We start from the raw sequence: 17,138 nt of genomic DNA, 5'->3' as shown, positions 1-17,138 counted from the left end.
AAAGAAAGAAAACAGGGTGAAACCGACGCGCCGCGCGGGCGCGTCGGGTCATCACGCCGCGCCGAGATCGGCGAGCGGATGCGTGAACACCTTCCACGGCGACGTCAGGAAATGCCGCACGCGCTCGGCGCGCAATTCGACGAGCGACGCGGGCGCCCAGCGCGGCTTGCGATCCTTGTCGACGAGATGCGCACGCACGCCTTCGCAGAAGTCGCCTTCCTCGATTGCGCGCGCAACGATGCCGAGCTCCATCCGGAACGACTCGGCAAGCGTCATCTGCCGGCCGCGCAGCAGCGCTTCGCGCGTCACGCACAGCATCGTCGGCGAGTGGCCTGCGAGCGCATCGAGCGTCGCCTGCAGCCATTGACGATGCTCACGCGACAGCTCGTCGCGCGCAAGATCCTGCTTCAGCGTCGCAACGATCCGCTCGACGGTCGAACGCTTGTCGAAGTGACGGACGATCCACGGCATCTGGCTATCGAGCGCCGCATGCGGCACGACGTTGCACGGCGGCTCGAACACCTTGCGCAGCGCCGGCAACACGTCGCCGTCCCATTTGACGCTCTCGATGCGCGTCTCGAACGTATCGAGCCACGACGACGGCACGCACAGGTCCGCGAGCTTCGCGCTCAGCGCGTCGGCGCCCGACAGCATCGCGCCCGTCAGCCCCACGTACAGTTCGAGCTCGGCCGGCATGCGCGACAGGAAATGCGTCGCGCCGACGTCGGGCACGAGGCCGATGCGCGTCTCGGGCATCGCGATCTTGCTGCGCTCGGTCGCAACGCGCAGCGCAGCGCCCTGCGCGAGCCCCATCCCGCCGCCCATCGTCACGCCGTCCATCAGCGCGACGACCGGCTTCGGGAACGTATGAATCGCGTAGTCGAGCCGGTATTCGTCGACGAAGAACGGCAGCCAGGTCTCGCGCTGCGTGACCATCCTGTACAGCGCACGCACGTCGCCGCCTGCGCAGAAGCCCTTCTCGCCCGCACCGCGCAGCACCACCGCGACGATCTGGTCATCGGTGCGGCAGCGTTCGAGCAGCGCGGCCAGCTCGCCGATCATCGGATACGACAACGCGTTGAGCGCGGCCGGCCGGTTCAGCGTGATCAGCGCCACGCGGTTCACCACGCGAAACAGCACCTCCGGCGCCGGTTGCGCGAAGCTGTCATGAGTCATGGCCGGCGTGCTCATCGTTGCGCCTCTTCATCGGTATGCCATTGCGGCGCGCGCTTGCCGAGAAACGCGGCCACGCCTTCGCGCGGATCGTTCGTGTCGAACAGGTCGACGAAGCGTTCGCGCTCGACGGCAAGCGCCGCGCTGCGCGGCACGCCGCGGCGCGCGAGACCGATCAGCTCCTTGCTGTACGCCACCGCGTGCGGGCTCTGCCGCGCGACGTTGCGCGCAAGCGCCAGCGCCGCATCGCGTGCCGCGCCGCTCTCGACCACGTCCTCGACGAGGCCGATCCGCAGCGCGGTGGCCGCATCGACGCGCGTGCCGGCCAGGATGATCTTCTTCGCCCAGCCTTCGCCGACGAGCCAGGGCAGCGTCTGCGTGCCAAGCCCGCACGGCAGCAGGCCGACCGACGGCTCGGGCAGCGCCATCTGCGCATGCGTCTCGGCGATGCGCAGGTCGCACGCGAGCGCGCATTCGAGACCACCGCCCATCGCATAGCCGTTGATCGCCGCGATCGTCACGACGCGCGCGTCGTGCAGCGCCTCGAACGCCGCGCCGAAACGCGCGGCCATCGCGCGCGCGACCCCGCGGTCGCCGTCGGCGAACGTGTTCAGGTCGGCGCCGGCGCTGAAGAACTTCGGGCCGTCGCCGGTGATCACCAGCGCACGCACGTGCGGGTTCGCGTTCAATTCGGTGACGGTTTGCTGCAGCTGCCGCAGACCGTCGGCGGTAAAGGCGTTCGCGGGCGGACGCTTGAGCGTCGCGCACGCAATCGCGCCGTCGTCGACGTAGTCCAGTTCGATCATGAGGCGTCCTTCTTCGTGGGCGGTTGATACAGGCGGATCACCGCCGAGAAATCGAGTTGTCCGTCGCCGCGGCTGCTCATCGTCTGGTACAGCTGCTGCGCGAGCGCGCCGAGATACACGGGCTGGCGCGCCTGCTTCGCGGCATCGTTCGCGAGGCCGAGATCCTTCAGCATCAGGTCGGTGCCGAAGCCGCCGCTGTAGCCGCGCGACGACGGCGCCGTGGCGATCACGCCCGGATACGGGTTGTAGGTGTCCGAGCTCCAGCAGCGGCCGGTCGACGTGTTGACGATGCCGGCCAGCACCTTCGGGTCGATGCCGAGCGCGACGCCGAGCGACATCGCCTCCGACACGGCCGCCATCGAAATGCCGAGCACGAGGTTGTTGCAGACCTTCGCGACCTGCCCCATCCCCGTCGCGCCGCAATGGACGATGTTCTTGCCCATCCCGGCGAGCACCGGCTTCACGCGCTCGAAGTCGACGTCGCTGCCGCCGACCATGAAGGTCAGCGTGCCGGCCGCCGCACCGCCGGTGCCGCCCGACACAGGTGCATCGACGAACGCGCCGCCGTGCTCGCGCACGAGCGCGCCGAACGCCTGCGCGCTCGCCGGATCGATCGTGCTCGAATCGATCACGGTCGCACCGGCGCCGAGGCCGGCCAGCACGCCGTTCTCGCCGGCAAGCACCGAGCGCACGTGCGGTGCGGCCGGCAGCATCGTGATTACAAACGCCGCGCCCGACGCGGCGTCGCGCGGCGAGGCGGCCACCTGCGCGCCGGCGTCCTGCAGCGCGCGCAATGCGTCGGCACTCAGGTCGAACGCATGCACTTCATGACCGGCCTTCAACAGGTTCAGCGCCATCGGCGCGCCCATGTGGCCCAGACCGATAAAACCGATTTTCATTGCGTGTCTCCCATCCCATGCTTCGCGCACGATCGGCGCGGCGCGCCGATCGCATGCGTCGTGGTCAATGCAGCCGGATCGTCGTATTCACCGGGGCGGCCGTCGTGTCGTCGTCGAACCAGCGCGCGGTGACCGTCTTCGTCTGCGTGTAGAACTGCACGACCTGCTTGCCGTACGGGCCGAGATCGCCGAGCTTCGAGCCGCGCGAACCGGTGAAGCTGAAGTACGGCACCGGCACCGGAATCGGGATGTTGATGCCGACCTGGCCGACGTCGATCTCGCTCTGGAACTTGCGCGCGGCCGCGCCGCTCTGCGTGAAGATGCCCACGCCGTTGCCCATCGGGTTCGCGTTGACGAGCGCGATCGCTTCGTCGAGCGTGTCGACTTCCATCACGACCAGCACCGGCCCGAAGATTTCATGCGTGTAGACCGACATGTCGGTTTTCACGCCCGAGAAGATCGTCGGACCGACGAAGTTGCCTTCCTCGAAGCCGGGGACCTTCACGCCCCGGCCGTCGAGCTCGAGCTTCGCGCCTTCCTTGATACCCGCATCGATCAGCGAGAGGACTCGCGCCTTCGCGCCGCGCGACACGAGCGGCCCGACGTCGGTGCCCGCTTCCGAGCCCGCGTTGACCTTCAGCGTCTTTGCCTTCTCGACGATGTCCGGCAGCCAGTCGCGCGCCTTGCCGACGAGCACCGCGACCGAGGTCGCCATGCAGCGCTGGCCGGCCGCGCCGAAGCCGGCGCCGACCAGCGCGTTGATCGCCTGCTCGCGGTTGGCGTCGGGCAGCAGGATCGCGTGGTTCTTCGCGCCCATCATCGACTGCACGCGCTTGCCGTGCTGGCTGCCGAGGTTGTACACGTGCGTGCCGACGGCGGTCGAACCGACGAACGAGATCGCCTTTACGAGCGGATGCGTGCAGATCGCGTCGACGACCTCCTTGCCGCCGTGCACGACGTTCAGCACGCCCTTCGGCACGCCGGCTTCGAGCGCGAGCTCGACGAGCTGCATCGTCGACAGCGGATCCTGCTCCGACGGCTTCAGCACGAACGTGTTGCCGCACACGATCGCCATCGGGAACATCCACAGCGGAATCATCGCGGGGAAGTTGAACGGCGTGATGCCCGCGCACACGCCGAGCGGCTGGCGCAGCGTATAGGTGTCGACGCCGCCCGCGACGTTCTCCGCGAATTCGCCGAGCTGCAGCGTGCCGACCGAGCACGCATGCTCGACCACTTCGAGGCCGCGGAAGATGTCGCCTTCGGCATCGGGCAGCGTCTTGCCCTGCTCGGCCGTCAGCGTCTTCGCGATGCGCTGCTGGTTCGCGCGCACGAGATCCTGGAACTTCAGCATGATGCGCATGCGCGCGGCGATCGGCGTGTTCTTCCACGTCGCATACGCGGCGTGCGCGGCCTGCACGGCCGCGTCGACTTCGGCCACCGTCGCGAACGGCACGCGCGCGAGCACGGCCTGCGTCGCCGGATTGACGATGTCGCGCCACTCGCTCGTGGTGGACTCGACGAAGGCGCCGTCGATCAGCAGCTTGACCGTCGGCACGTCTTGCCCCGTGCGGGGCGTCGGATTCGCGTTCATCGATGCATTCTCCTTGCAGTAGGCTGCGCAGCGCCATCGCACCGCGCGGCCGGTTCGATCCGGGAGCAGGCGGCCGCCGCGGATGCGGCGCGCGCGGCCCGCGGCCGGTCATTTCAGTTCGGCGGCGAAATCTTCTTCCCAGTACTCGCCGGGCATCCGCGTCGTTGCGTCGTCGCCGCGCTCGATCTCGCGGCGACGCAACTCGACGCGGCGGATCTTCCCCGAGATGGTCTTCGGCAGCTCCGCGAATTGCAGCCGGCGGATGCGCTTGTACGGGGCGAGCTTCTCGCGCGAGAAGCGGAAGATCTCCAGCGCGAGCGCCGGGCTTTCCTCGTAGCCCTGCCGCAGCGTGATGTACGTCTTCGGCACCGACAGCCGCACCGGGTCCGGGCTCGGCACGACGGCCGCTTCCGCGATCGCCGGATGCTCGATCAGCACGCTCTCGAGTTCGAACGGGCTCAGCCGGTAGTCGGACGACTTGAACACGTCGTCCGCGCGGCCGACGTACACGTAGTAGCCGTCGTCGCCGCGCATCGCGATGTCCGACGTGCGGTAATGGCCGTCGCGCATCGCATGCGCGGTCGCGTCCGGGTTGTTCGCATAGCCGTTCATCAGTCCGACCGGGCGCGTCACGTCGGGGCCGAGCGGCAGTGCGATCTCGCCTTCGCCGACAGGCGCGCCATCGGGGTCGAGCAGCGCGATCCGGTAGCCGGGCAGCGGCCGGCCCATCGAGCCCGCGACGACCGGCTGGCCCGGCGAGTTGCCGATCAGGCAGGTCGTCTCGGTCTGGCCGTAGCCGTCGCGAATCGTGATGCCCCACGCCTTCTTCACGCGCTCGATGATCTCGGGATTCAGCGGCTCGCCCGCGCCGACGATCTCGCGCAGCTTCACGTCGAACGACGCGAGCGGCTGTTGCACGAGCATGCGCCACACGGTCGGCGGCGCGCACAGCGTGGTCACCTGGTATTTGACGAGCGCATCGAGCACGACCTTCGGCTCGAAGCGAGCGTAGTTGAACGCGAACACGCACGCCTGCGCATTCCACGGCGCGAAGAAGCAGCTCCACGCGTGCTTCGCCCAGCCCGGCGAGCTGATGTTCCAGTGGATGTCGCCGGGTTGCAGACCGACCCAGTACATCGTCGACAGGTGCCCGACCGGGTAGGTGCGATGCGTATGCTCGACGAGCTTCGGCTTCGACGTCGTGCCCGACGTGAAGTACAGCAGCATCGGATCGTTCGCGTGCGTGACGGCGTCCGGCTCGAACGCGGCGCTCGCCGCATAGCCGTCGTTCATCGCGAGCCAGCCTGCGCGCGGCGCGCCGGCGACGATCTTCTGCTCGAGACCGAGATCGGCCTGTTCGAACTTCGCGGTTTCGTTCTCGTCGACGATCGCGTATTTAGCGCCGCCGATCCGCACGCGATCGCGCACGTCGTCGGCCGACAGTTGCGTGGTCGCCGGCAGCACGATCGCGCCGAGCTTCATCGCGGCGAGCATCGCGTCCCACAGCTCGACGCGGTTGGGCAGCATCAGCAGGATCCGGTCGCCGCGCACGACGCCGATCCCGCGCAGCCAGTTCGCGATGCGCGACGAGCGCTCGGACATTTGCGCGAACGAGTACGGATCGCCCGTACCGGTTGCCGCGTCGACGATCCATAGCGCGGGCTTGTCGTTGCCGCGCGCCATCGGGTCGAAATAGTCGAGCGCCCAATTGAACGCGTCGAGCACCGGCCATTCGAAATCGCGGTAAGCAGTTTCGTAGTCGGTGCGATGGCGCAGCAGGAAGTCGCGTGCGTCCAGGAATGCCTGTACCGTCATCGTGTCGTCTCCGTCTCCAGTCTCCAAACCCGGCGGTCATCCGGCGCATGCGCTGCAGACCCCAGGTTCCCTGTCGCGCGGCGCACGGTCACGTCGTTGCGTGCCGCGTTCACCGCGCTACCCTCATGCGCCGATCGTTCATATCGTTGCCTGCGCAACGAATTCAGCGACTCAAAGCTGTCGCGCGATCACCATCCGTTGCACTTCGCTGGTGCCTTCGTAAATCTGCGTGATGCGTGCGTCGCGATAATGACGCTCGACTTCGTAGTCGGCCAGGTAGCCGTAGCCGCCGTGAATCTGAATCGCATCCGAACACACGCGCTCGGCCATCTCGGACGCGAACAGCTTCGCCTGCGATGCTTCCGACAGGCACGGCAGCCCGGCCGTGCGCAGCTTCGCCGCATGATGCACGAGCAGGCGCGCCGCGTTGATCTGCGTGGCCATGTCGGCGAGCTTCTGCTGGATCGCCTGATGCTCGGCGATCGGCTTGCCGAACTGCACGCGTTCGCCCGCGTAGCGGCGCGCCTTGTCGAACGCGGCGCGTGCGATGCCGAGCGCCTGCGCGGCAATGCCGATGCGGCCGCCTTCCAGGTTCGACAGCGCGATCTTCAACCCTTCGCCGCGATTGCCGAGCAGGTTTTCCTCGGGGATCGCGCAGTTCTCGAGCGTGATCGGGCACGTGTCCGATGCGCGAATGCCCATCTTCTTCTCCGGCTTGCCGACGATGAAGCCCGGCGTGTCGGTCGGCACCAGGAATGCGGAAATGCCGCGCTTGCCGGCTTCCGGATCGGTCATGGCAAAAACGATCGCGACCCCGGCACGCTGGCCATTGGTCACGAACTGCTTCGCGCCGTTCAGCACCCATTTGCCATCGCGCAGTTCCGCGCGCGTGCGCAGGTTGTTCGCTTCGGAGCCGGCCTGCGGCTCGGTCAGGCAGAACGCGCCGATGATGCGGCCCGCCGCCATCTCGGCGAGCCAGCGATCCTTCTGCGCGGGCGTGCCGAAGCCGAGGATCGGCCCGCAGCCGACCGAGTTGTGCACGCTCATCATCGTCGCGCACGCGGCGTCGCCCGCGGCGACTTCTTCCATGGCCAGCGCATACGCGACATAGTCCGTATAGGCGCCGCCCAGCTCCTGCGGCACGATCATCCCGAGCAGGCCGAGTTCGCCGAGCTGCGCGACGACGGCGTCGGGCAGTTGCGCGTCGTGGTCCCACTGCGCGGCGTTCGGCGCCAGCACCTCGGTGGCAAAAGCGCGCGCGGCGTCGCGAATCATCCGCTGGTCTTCGGTATAAAGCTCGTCCATGGTGCTGCTGTCTCCCGCGGCCGCGTGCCGCGACCGACCTTCCGTTTCGATGCAACAAGTGTAGGCAAGCACGCGCGACTGTTCGATGCTCGCGCCGCTCATTTACACTGAGCGTTTTTGCCATACCGGCGGCGCCGATGAAGCAGGAAGACAAGGGAACCGTCGCGATCAGCCTCGTCGCGTACAGCCTCGCGCTCGCCACCCGGCGCGGCGTCGCTGCCGAGCCGCTGCTCGCGCAGGCCGGCATCGCGCCCGCGCTGCTGGCGCAGCCGCGTGCGCGGGTGTCCGCGCAGCAATACGGCGCGTTGTGGAACGCCATCGCGCGCGCGCTCGACGACGAATTTTTCGGGCAGGATCGCCACCCGATGCGCAGCGGCAGCTTCATCGCGATGAGCCAGGCCGCGCTGTCGGCGCAGGACGGGCTGCACGCGATGGCGCGCGCGGTGAATTTCATGCACTGCGTGCTCGACGACCTGCACGCGGAGCTCGACGCCAACCCGCAGCGCGTGCGGCTGCGCTTCGTGCACCGCAACAGCGCCGCGGCGCCCGCGATGTTCACGTACGCGACCTATTTCATCATCGTCTACGGGCTCACCTGCTGGCTGATCGGACGGCGCATTCCGGTGCTGCACGCGAGCTTCCGCTGCGACACGCCGCCCGCCGATCACGAATACCCGTCGATGCTGTGCGACGACATGCGGTTCAACCAGCCCGATTCGTATGTCGATTTCGATCCCGAATTCGCGACGCTGCCGGTCGTGCAGAACGCGAAGACGCTGAAGGCGTTCCTGCGCAACGCGCCGGCCAGCTTCATCGTCAAGTACCGCAACCCGAACGCGCTCGCGCAGCGCGTGCGCACCGTGCTGCGCGGGATGCCGCCCGCGTCGTGGCCCGGCGCGGGCGGGATGGCCGCGCGGCTGCACGTGGCCGAAGCGACGCTGCGCCGCAAGCTGCACCAGGAAGGCCATGCGTACCAGTCGATCAAGGACACGCTGCGGCGCGATCTCGCGTTCGAGGCGCTGGCCGATCCGTCGCGGACCATCGCCGACGTCGCCGCCGCCACCGGTTTCGCGGAGCCGAGTGCGTTCTACCGCGCGTTTCGCAAGTGGAGCGGGCGCAGCCCGGCCGAGTATCGCGAAGAAGCGCTCGTGCGCGGGGGCGGCAGCGCGGGCTGAGTACGCGGCCGGCGGCCCCGCCTTCGCGCTTTCCGCCGAAACAGCCTAAGCTTCAAGCATCGGGCCAACGCCCTTTCCGCGAGCCGGATGGCGTGCGGCCGCGCGCCGCCCGGACGCCCCGATGCGCATTCACCGTCATGGGCCGCCGCCCGCTTCGCCCGACGGCCGCCCCCGTCACCCGCTATCCGCGCGGGTCGCGCGCGCCGCGCTGTTCGCGGCGCTGCTCGTCGTATGCGCGGCGCTCGCCGCACCGCCTGCCTCGGCCCCCGCTGCTGCGCCCGCCGCCACGCCGCCCGTCGTCGTGATTCCGGTCAACGGCGCGATCGGGCCGGCCAGCGCCGACTTCATCGTCCGCTCGCTCGAGCGCGCCGCGCACGAACACGCGCCGCTCGCGATCCTGCAACTCGATACGCCCGGCGGCCTCGACACGTCGATGCGGCAGATCATCAAGGCGATCCTGGCCTCGCCGGTGCCGGTCGCGGCGTTCGTCGCGCCGGGCGGCGCACGGGCCGCCAGCGCGGGCACCTATATCGTCTATGCGAGCCACGTCGCCGCGATGGCGCCCGGCACCGACCTCGGCGCGGCGTCGCCCGTGCAGTTCGGGATCGGCGGCGGCGCGCCGGGTGCGACGCCGCCGTCGCCCTCCGCGACGCCGGGTACTGCTGGTGCCTCCGGCGCGGCCGCGAAGCCGGCCGAGCTGCCGAACGACACGCAGTCCACCGAGATCCGCAAGGCGACGCAGGACGCCGCCGCGTACATCCGCGGCCTCGCGCAGTTGCGCGGCCGCAATGCCGCGTGGGCCGAGCGCGCGGTGCGCGAAGCCGTGAGCCTGTCGGCGAGCGAAGCGCGCGCGCAGCATGTGGTCGACCTGATCGCGCAGGATCCCGCCGATCTCGCGCGCCAGCTCGACGGCCGCGCCGTGACGACCACCGCCGGCACGCTGCGCCTTGCGACCGCGCATGCGCCGCTCGTCGTGCTCGCGCCCGACTGGCGCAGCCGCTTCCTGTCGATCATCGCCGATCCGAACGTCGCGCTGATCCTGCTGACGATCGGCATCTACGGCCTGTTCTTCGAATTCGCGAACCCCGGCTTCGTGCTGCCCGGCGTCGCCGGCACGATCTGCCTGCTGGTCGGGCTGTTCGCGATGCAGTTGCTGCCGATCAGCTATGCGGGCCTCGGGCTCGTGCTGCTCGGTCTGGGCTGCCTCGTCGCCGAGGCGTTCCTGCCGACCTTCGGCGTGCTCGGCTTCGGCGGGATCGTGTCGTTCACGATCGGCGCGCTGATGCTGATCGACACCGACGTGCCCGGCTACGGGATTCCATGGCCGGTGATCGCGGGCCTCGCCGTCGGCGGCGGTTTGCTGGTTGCCGGCGTGTCGAGCGTCGCGCTGCGCGCGCGGCGCCGCCCGGTCGTGACCGGCGCCGAGGCGATGCTCGGCAGCGTCGGCGAAGTACTCGACGACGGCCTCCGTCCGGACCAGCCGGAGGGTGCCGCCGGCCCCGCGCCGTCGGCCGCCGGCTGGGCGCTCGTGCATGGCGAACGCTGGCGCGTCGCGAGCAGCGCGCCGCTCGCCGCCGGCTGCCGCGTGCGCGTCACCGGCCGCCACGGGCTGATGCTCACCGTCGCGCCGCTGTACGACGCGCGGCCGCAGGACCCACGTCAGGGAGAACCTTCATGATCGGTTACACGTTCGGCTTCAGCAGCGTCCTGATCGTCTTCATCGTCGTACTCGCCGCGTCGTCGATCCGTATCTTCCGCGAGTACGAGCGCGGCGTCGTGTTCATGCTCGGCCGGTTCTGGAAGGTGAAGGGGCCGGGGCTCGTGCTGATCATCCCGATCGTCCAGCAGGTCGTGCGGATCGACCTGCGCACCGTTGTGTTCGACGTGCCGTCGCAGGACGTGATCACGCGCGACAACGTGTCGGTGAAGGTCAACGCGGTCGTGTATTTCCGCGTCGTCGATCCGGAGAAGGCCGTGATCCAGGTCGCGCGCTTCGTCGACGCGACGAGCCAGCTCGCGCAGACAACGCTGCGCGCGGTGCTCGGCAAGCACGAGCTCGACGCGCTGCTCGCCGAGCGCGAGCAGTTGAACGCGGATATCCAGAAGACGCTGGATGCGCAGACCGACGCGTGGGGGATCAAGGTGTCGACGGTCGAAATCAAGCACGTCGACCTGAACGAGACGATGGTGCGCGCAATCGCGCGGCAGGCCGAGGCCGAGCGCGAGCGGCGCGCGAAGGTGATTCATGCGGAAGGCGAGCTGCAGGCGTCGGAGAAGCTGCTGCAGGCCGCGCAGCGGCTCGCGCAGCAGCCGCAGGCGATGCAGTTGCGCTACCTGCAGACGCTGACGACGATCGCGGCGGACAAGAATTCGACGATCGTGTTTCCGCTCCCGGTCGATCTGCTAGGGGCGTTGCTGGATCGGTTGGGCGGGAAGCAGGATTCGTGACGTATTGAGCGATCGCCTCGCGCATGATCCAGTGCGGCGGGCGCCGGCGTTGTTCGGCGAGATGGCGCACCCGACCCTGAAGGGTCGGATCGAGTTTGATGGAAGTTGCCATGATGACGAGTATCCAGAGGTATTACCTTTTGCTGGTTTACTCACGCCGTCGTCGACAAGGCAAATCCCCCGAACGCTAGAGCTCTCCCTCCATTTCCCCCTTCCATTAGGACAAATCCTCACTTCCCGGCACGCGGAACCGTCTATGATCTTTACATCAATCAATGACACATTAAATGCTGACTGAATAACCCGTGACGGCGTCATCGGCGGGCGCGTTCCGGATCAGCGCCCCACCTGTAGACGGAGACGCATCATGACCGACCACCCGCTGCCGGAAGTCCACCTCGACGAGTTGCCGCAATTCCGCGCGGTCCAGCAGCTTGCCTACCGCTGTGTCGAAACGGTCGGCGCGATGCTCTACCCCGGCATCACCGAGAAGGAAGCCGCGCGCCTGCTGACCGAATGGCTGCAGGACAACGGCGTGCACGACTGGCTGCACAAGCCGTTCGCGTGGTTCGGCGACCGCACCGCGTTCGAAGGCTTCTCCGGCCTGAAACACATGGGCGGCTTCAATCTCGCGTTCTTCCCGAGCAACCGCCAGCTCGAGACCGACATGCCGGTGATCCTCGACGTCGCACCCGTGCTCGACGGCATCGTCGCCGACGTCGGCTACGCGCACTGTCTCGGCCACAACCCGATCCTCGAGCAGTTGCAGGACGACCTGATGGACCATCGCGACATGATCGTGCGCCTCGTGAAGGAGCGCCGCCCGATGGCCGAGGTCGCGCAGGCGGTCGACGCGCTGTGCCGCCGCCAGGGTGTCGAGCCGCGCCACAAGGCCTATCCGTTCAAGGTGCTCGCGCATCGCGTCGCGAAGATCCACAAGCTGTCCAAGCCGCGCTTCGTCGCGCGCTTCGGGCTGAACGCGACGCGCAACCTGCTGCTCGACCAGGGCCGTGCGGCCAGGCAGCAAGGCTGGTCGCCCCTGTGGTCGATCGACCGCCGCTCCGAACATGCGCCCGTGCCGGGCCTGTGGGCCGTCGAACCGCATCTCGGCTTCTCTGGCGTCGGCGCGAAATTCGAGGAACTGCTGGTGATCACCGACGACGACGCGTACTGGCTCGACGACGACCTGCCGCACGTGCGTCGCTGGCAGCGCCGCCAGGCCGAACGCGCGCAGGCCGTCGCGAGCGTGCCGGCCGCCGCCTGACGCCTCCGCGCCCTTCCCCGAATCCCTGAACGACGGACTCACGATGCAGCCTCTTTCCGACGAAGCGCCGCTGGCCCTGTTCGAATCGGTCCACGGCGAGACGGCCGTCGCCTCCGGCGACCTGACGCTCGCCGTCAGGACCTGGGGCGACCCGTCCCGCTCGCCGGTCGTGCTCGTGCACGGCTATCCCGACGACAGCAGCGTATGGCAGCAGGTCGCCCCGCTGCTCGCGCGCAAGCACTACGTGATTGCGTACGACGTACGCGGCGCGGGCCTGTCCGGCGCGCCGAAACGCACGGCCGACTACCACCTCGCCAGGCTGACCGACGACTTCGTCGCGGTGATCGATTCGCTCTGCCCGGGGCGTGCGGTGCACCTGATCGCGCACGACTGGGGCTCGATCCAGGGCTGGGAATTCGTCACCGATCCGCGGCTCGCCGGCCGCATCGCGTCGTACACGTCGTGCTCGGGGCCGTGTCTCGACCACGTCGGATTCTGGCTGCGCGAGCGCGTGCTGCATCCGACGCCCGCGTCGCTGGCCAAGCTCGGCGGCCAGCTCGTGCGCTCGTGGTACGTGTACCTGTTCCACCTGCCCTTCATCCCCGAGCTCGGCTGGCGGCTGTGGCTCGGCCGTGCATGGCCGGGCCTGCTGCGCCGGGTCGAGAAGACGCCGGCCGCCGCGCGCGCGACGCAGGCCGACGACGGCGCGCGCGGCGTGCGCCTGTATCGCGCGAACTTCATCCGCTGCCTCTTCGCGCCGCGCGAACGCTACGCGCATGCGCCGGTGCAAACGCTCGTGCCGCTCGGCGACAAGTACGTGAGCCCGGCGCTGTCCGAAAACCTGTCGCGCTGGGTGCCGCAGTACTACCGCCGTGAAGTCGCGGCCGGCCACTGGCTGCCACTCGCCGCCCCGGAACGCTTCGCCGGCCTCGCCGAGCAGCTGATCGATGCGATCGAATCGGGCAACGAGCCGCCCGCGCTCGCGAACGCACGCCGCCGCGCAACCAGCGGCCGCTTCAGCGGCAAGGTCGCGGTCGTCACCGGTGCGGGCAGCGGCATCGGCCGCTGCGCGGCCCTCGCGTTCGCCCGCGAAGGCGCGACGGTCGTCGCGTGCGACATCGATCTCGCGAGCGCCGAGCGCACCGCGCTGCTGCTCGGGCTGACCGGTGCGCAAGCCCACGCGAAACGCGTGGACGTCGGGTCCGCCGACGAAATGGAAGCGCTCGCGACGTGGGTCGGCAGCGAACTCGGCGGCGCGGACGTCGTGATCAACAACGCGGGCATCGGCATGGCCGGCGGCATGCTCGATACGAGCGCCGGGCACTGGGAGCGCATCCTGCACGTGAACCTGTGGGGCGTGATTCACGGCTCGCGGCTGTTCGCACAGCAGATGGCCGCGCGCGGCACCGGCGGCCATATCGTCAATACCGCATCGGCCGCCGCGTTCGGGCCGTCGCGCGACCTGCCCGCCTATGCGACGACGAAGGCCGCCGTTCTGATGCTCAGCGAATGCATGCGAGCCGAGCTCGCGGAAAAAGGCATCGGCGTGACGGCCGTGTGCCCGGGTTTCGCGGAAACCGGAATCATGGCGTCGACGCAATATGCGGGCGCCAACGCACAGGACGAGGCGCGGCTGCGCAAACGCGCGACGAAGCTGTACCAGATGCGCGGCCTGAAACCCGAGACCGTCGCGCAGGCGATGGTCGACGGCGTGCTGCGCAACCGGCCGGTGGTCGCGGTGGGCACCGAAGCGCATGCGCTGCGCTTCGTCGGCCGCTTCATGCCGTGGCTTGGACGGATGCTCGCACGCATCAGCATGGCATCGCATTGACGGCGCAAGCCGCCGCACAGTAACGGAGACAACAGATGACCGCTACCGCCGACTACCACAAGATCAAGGCCCGGCACGTGAAGTTCGACTTCAGCGACACGCCGATCACCTGGGTGCCGAACGACCCGGGCAGCACGCACATCATCAATACGCTGAACCTGCTGTTCCCGGAAGGCGAGCTGTGGTTCTGCCGCGTGTACAACAAGGCGCTGCCGCATATCGCCGATGCCCGCCTGCGCGACGAAGCCGAAGGTTTCCTGCGCCAGGAAGCCGTGCATTCGCGCTCGCATGGCGGCGTGCTCAAGCACTACTACGACCGGCACGGGATCGACACGAAGCCGTTCACGCAGAAGCTGAACTGGCTGTTCACGCGCGTGCTCGGCGAAGCGCCGTTCGGGCTGAAGATCGGCCACACGCGCTTCTGGCTGCGACAGCAGCTCGCGGTGATCGCGTCGCTCGAACATTTCTTCGGCTATCTCGGCAACTGGGTGCTGAATGCGCACGGTCTCGACGAAGGCCACGCGGACCCGACAATGGTCGACCTGCTGCGCTGGCACGGCGCGGAGGAAGTCGAACACCGGACCGTCGCGTTCGACATCTACAACCACATGGGCGGCACCTACCTGGAGCGCTGCGTGCACATGGCGTTCGTGATCGTGCTGCTGCTCTACTTCATCACGAGCGGCGCGCGGTTCATGTACCGGCGCGATCCCGCCGCCGGCCGCTATCCCGGCTTCGTGCTGTCGTGGTGGAAGGGTTCGCGGCGCGGGCACCTGCCGTCGTTCTGGAAAGTGATCGGCGCCGCGCTGCGCTATTTCAAGCCGGGCTATACGCCGCACCACGAAGGCTCGACCGAGCAGGCGCTCGCGTATCTCGCACGCTCGCCGGCCGCGCAGGCGGCCGCGCACGGCGGTAACTGGGGCACGGCGAAGAGCTCGGAATCGGCTGCGTAATCGCGTTCGTGACGGTTCCGGCGGGCGGCGCCCGCCGAAATGCGTACAATCGCGGCTTCATTTCCCGGAGGTGCCGCGATGGCCATGAAGAAAACCGATCTAGAAAAGAACAAGGCGCTCAAGCTGACGCACTCGATGAAGCAGTCGAGCTCCGCGCGCTTCGGCAAGGGTGTCGACGAGGCGGCGAAGCTCGATCGCCGCGCGCAGCGCAAGCTCGACCAGGAACAGGGCCTCGTGCCGTTCGCATGCAAGCTGAACGCCGAACTCGTCGAACAACTGAAGGCACACGCAGCCACGCATCCGAACGGGATGACGGGTCTGCTGTCCGAACTGCTCGTCAACGGACTCGCCCAGCGCGACGCGTGATCGCCATTTGTCTCGAAAATAGTCGTTGACAACGCCGTACGACATCGACACACTCGTTCGCATGCCTACGTTCAAGCACATCGCCATCGCGAATCATTGCCCGATGAACATTCGAAAGAATGGTTCACGGGAGGCGCTTGTGCGTTAGCATCCGAGCAGTACCGCATGTCACACAAGGCCTCACCGGAAACGGATGAGGCCTTTTTGTTCTGGTGCGCGTCATCCGTCCGGCTCAATGAATGGAGAAGACGATGGACCAGGCAAGCCCGTTGTTCGACCGTCCCGATCTGCGCCGCACCGGCACGATCGCATTACCGACCGTCGTGATCCGTTTCGCGGTCGCGCCGCGCACGACACTCACCTGGCGTGCGCCGGGCGACGCGGAAATTCGCGCGCACGGCGCGCCGCTGTGGATCACGCGTCCGCCGAGCGTCGACGACTACTGGGTGCAACCCGGCGACGTGCTGCGCATCGCACGCGGCGATCGCATCTGGCTCGGCACCGATGACGCACGACCGGCCGAAGCATCGATCACGCTCGCCTACGTGCGGCGCGGCGAACGGCTCAAGCGCACGCTCGCGCATGTGCAACGTTTGCTCGTCGGACGATGGCGAAAAACGGGATGACGATGTGCGCTCACGCGCAGCACGGGTGTCACGCAATGCGCGTGATTACAGCCCGCCGAAACGGACGCACCCGCGGCGCAACGCGTCGCAGGTGCGCATCGAATGACGCGGCACGCGAGTGCGTGCCGCGAGCGATCGCGCGCCGTGCGCAACCCTCGGGTGCATCGAGGGCATCAGGTGCTGGCGGCGAGACGCGGGCCCGTGCTGCGGGGCGTTGAATCGAGGTCGGGGCGTTGCGCCGCCTGCGAGGTCACCCACGGGTCGATGCCTTGCTTCTGCACCTCCTCGAGAAATGACACACGTGTACGCCAGTAATCCGCCTGTAATTTCGCGTCGATGACGCGCTGTTCGGCTGCGAACAGTTCCATACGCGCCGTCACGAGCATCGACGCAGCGGTTTTTTCCGGCGTGGGGGCGTGCCGCATCGCCCAACGGCTGATCCAGTTCAACATGCTGACCTCCGTGATTACGGACGAACCCGCATCGGGCAATCGCAATCGGTCGCGCCTGCCCGAACGCACAACGACCGTCACCGCACTTCACCGCCTGACCCGCACGGACTGCGACTCCCCCGCGTCGGCAACAACCGGCCGGCGTGTGCGCGCGGTGTATCTATCCTAGAAAGAGTTGCCGGTTTACGCGATGAGGTCTTGCAATCTTTTACACAGAAACCACAGTCGCGCCCGCATCGCAAAATGACAGTTGCGCACGGGACGGCTTCGGCGCACGATAGCCCGATCGCTGCAACCGCCTGGACTGACGAATGGCCGATGCACGCCGCTGCGCATTCGCCGCGGCCACGCTCGCGCGTTCACGCGTACCTCGCATGCGCACCGCGTTCGCCCAGCATGCGGGCGCTCCGTTTCAGTCGCATGTCATCACG

15 protein-coding genes and 1 pseudogene are annotated in these 17,138 nt (G+C 68.1%); 8 read left to right on the top strand and 8 right to left on the bottom strand.

The window, feature by feature from the left end; translation table 11 throughout:
- Positions 1 to 51: 51 nt before the first annotated feature.
- The 6 genes from DIE13_RS10215 to DIE13_RS10190 form a co-directional block, all read right to left on the bottom strand.
- Positions 52 to 1,191, bottom strand: a complete 1,140-nt coding sequence (locus tag DIE13_RS10215) for an enoyl-CoA hydratase/isomerase family protein (RefSeq protein ID WP_124827021.1) — start codon at positions 1,189 to 1,191, stop codon at positions 52 to 54.
- Entirely contained in the window at positions 1,188 to 1,979 is a 792-nt protein-coding gene (locus DIE13_RS10210; protein ID WP_124827020.1) for an enoyl-CoA hydratase, read from the bottom strand. The genes DIE13_RS10215 and DIE13_RS10210 overlap by 4 nt, the downstream gene beginning before the upstream one ends.
- The gene (mmsB, locus tag DIE13_RS10205; protein ID WP_124827019.1) at positions 1,976 to 2,878 is read right to left on the bottom strand and encodes a 3-hydroxyisobutyrate dehydrogenase; all 903 of its coding nucleotides are present in this window, start codon (positions 2,876 to 2,878) and stop codon (positions 1,976 to 1,978) included. Before mmsB ends, DIE13_RS10210 begins: the two co-directional genes overlap by 4 nt.
- 64 nt (positions 2,879 to 2,942) lie before the next feature.
- The gene (locus tag DIE13_RS10200; RefSeq protein WP_124827018.1) at positions 2,943 to 4,472 is read right to left on the bottom strand and encodes a CoA-acylating methylmalonate-semialdehyde dehydrogenase; all 1,530 of its coding nucleotides are present in this window, start codon (positions 4,470 to 4,472) and stop codon (positions 2,943 to 2,945) included.
- A 108-nt stretch (positions 4,473 to 4,580) separates the two neighbouring features.
- Complete coding sequence (locus tag DIE13_RS10195) at positions 4,581 to 6,287, bottom strand: AMP-binding protein (protein ID WP_124827017.1); 1,707 nt, start codon at positions 6,285 to 6,287, stop codon at positions 4,581 to 4,583.
- Between the two features lie 171 nt (positions 6,288 to 6,458).
- Positions 6,459 to 7,592 carry an acyl-CoA dehydrogenase family protein gene (locus DIE13_RS10190; RefSeq protein WP_124827016.1) on the bottom strand — a complete coding sequence of 378 codons (1,134 nt, stop codon included), beginning with the start codon at positions 7,590 to 7,592 and terminating at the stop codon, positions 6,459 to 6,461.
- 137 nt (positions 7,593 to 7,729) lie between these two features.
- On the opposite strand from DIE13_RS10190, the gene DIE13_RS10185 reads away from it, so the two are divergent.
- From DIE13_RS10185 to DIE13_RS10175, 3 genes are all read left to right on the top strand, one after another.
- Positions 7,730 to 8,767 carry an AraC family transcriptional regulator gene (locus DIE13_RS10185; RefSeq protein ID WP_124827015.1) on the top strand — a complete coding sequence of 346 codons (1,038 nt, stop codon included), beginning with the start codon at positions 7,730 to 7,732 and terminating at the stop codon, positions 8,765 to 8,767.
- A gap of 121 nt (positions 8,768 to 8,888) precedes the next feature.
- On the top strand, positions 8,889 to 10,445 hold the full coding sequence (locus DIE13_RS10180) for a nodulation protein NfeD (RefSeq protein WP_124827014.1): 1,557 nt from the start codon (positions 8,889 to 8,891) through the stop codon (positions 10,443 to 10,445).
- On the top strand, positions 10,442 to 11,215 hold the full coding sequence (locus DIE13_RS10175; RefSeq protein WP_124827013.1) for a slipin family protein: 774 nt from the start codon (positions 10,442 to 10,444) through the stop codon (positions 11,213 to 11,215). Before DIE13_RS10180 ends, DIE13_RS10175 begins: the two co-directional genes overlap by 4 nt.
- Before the next feature lie 10 nt (positions 11,216 to 11,225).
- Here the strand turns inward: DIE13_RS10175 and DIE13_RS32840 are convergent.
- Positions 11,226 to 11,327: pseudogene (locus DIE13_RS32840) on the bottom strand (CopG family ribbon-helix-helix protein); the annotation flags it as partial.
- A 255-nt stretch (positions 11,328 to 11,582) separates the two neighbouring features.
- On the opposite strand from DIE13_RS32840, the gene DIE13_RS10165 reads away from it, so the two are divergent.
- From DIE13_RS10165 to DIE13_RS10145, 5 genes are all read left to right on the top strand, one after another.
- Positions 11,583 to 12,479, top strand: a complete 897-nt coding sequence (locus DIE13_RS10165) for a M24 family metallopeptidase (protein WP_124827012.1) — start codon at positions 11,583 to 11,585, stop codon at positions 12,477 to 12,479.
- A gap of 43 nt (positions 12,480 to 12,522) precedes the next feature.
- Positions 12,523 to 14,310, top strand: coding sequence for an SDR family oxidoreductase (locus tag DIE13_RS10160; protein WP_124827011.1), 1,788 nt, complete (start codon positions 12,523 to 12,525; stop codon positions 14,308 to 14,310).
- Between the two features lie 35 nt (positions 14,311 to 14,345).
- Entirely contained in the window at positions 14,346 to 15,263 is a 918-nt protein-coding gene (locus DIE13_RS10155) for a metal-dependent hydrolase (protein WP_124827010.1), read from the top strand.
- 78 nt (positions 15,264 to 15,341) lie between these two features.
- Positions 15,342 to 15,629, top strand: a complete 288-nt coding sequence (locus DIE13_RS10150) for a hypothetical protein (protein WP_124827009.1) — start codon at positions 15,342 to 15,344, stop codon at positions 15,627 to 15,629.
- A gap of 251 nt (positions 15,630 to 15,880) precedes the next feature.
- A complete protein-coding gene (locus DIE13_RS10145) occupies positions 15,881 to 16,255 on the top strand; it encodes a DUF2917 domain-containing protein (protein WP_124827008.1) in 375 nt (124 codons plus the stop codon).
- A gap of 173 nt (positions 16,256 to 16,428) precedes the next feature.
- On the opposite strand, the gene DIE13_RS10140 is transcribed toward DIE13_RS10145, so the two are convergent.
- Positions 16,429 to 16,707, bottom strand: coding sequence for a hypothetical protein (locus DIE13_RS10140; protein WP_006480752.1), 279 nt, complete (start codon positions 16,705 to 16,707; stop codon positions 16,429 to 16,431).
- Positions 16,708 to 17,138: the final 431 nt, after the last annotated feature.

Origin of the sequence: Burkholderia sp. Bp9016, from assembly GCF_003857765.1 — a bacterium.
Classification (GTDB): Bacteria; Pseudomonadota; Gammaproteobacteria; order Burkholderiales; family Burkholderiaceae; genus Burkholderia.
Note: the sequence above shows the minus strand (reverse complement) of the source record. Positions and strands in the feature narration are given on the sequence as shown.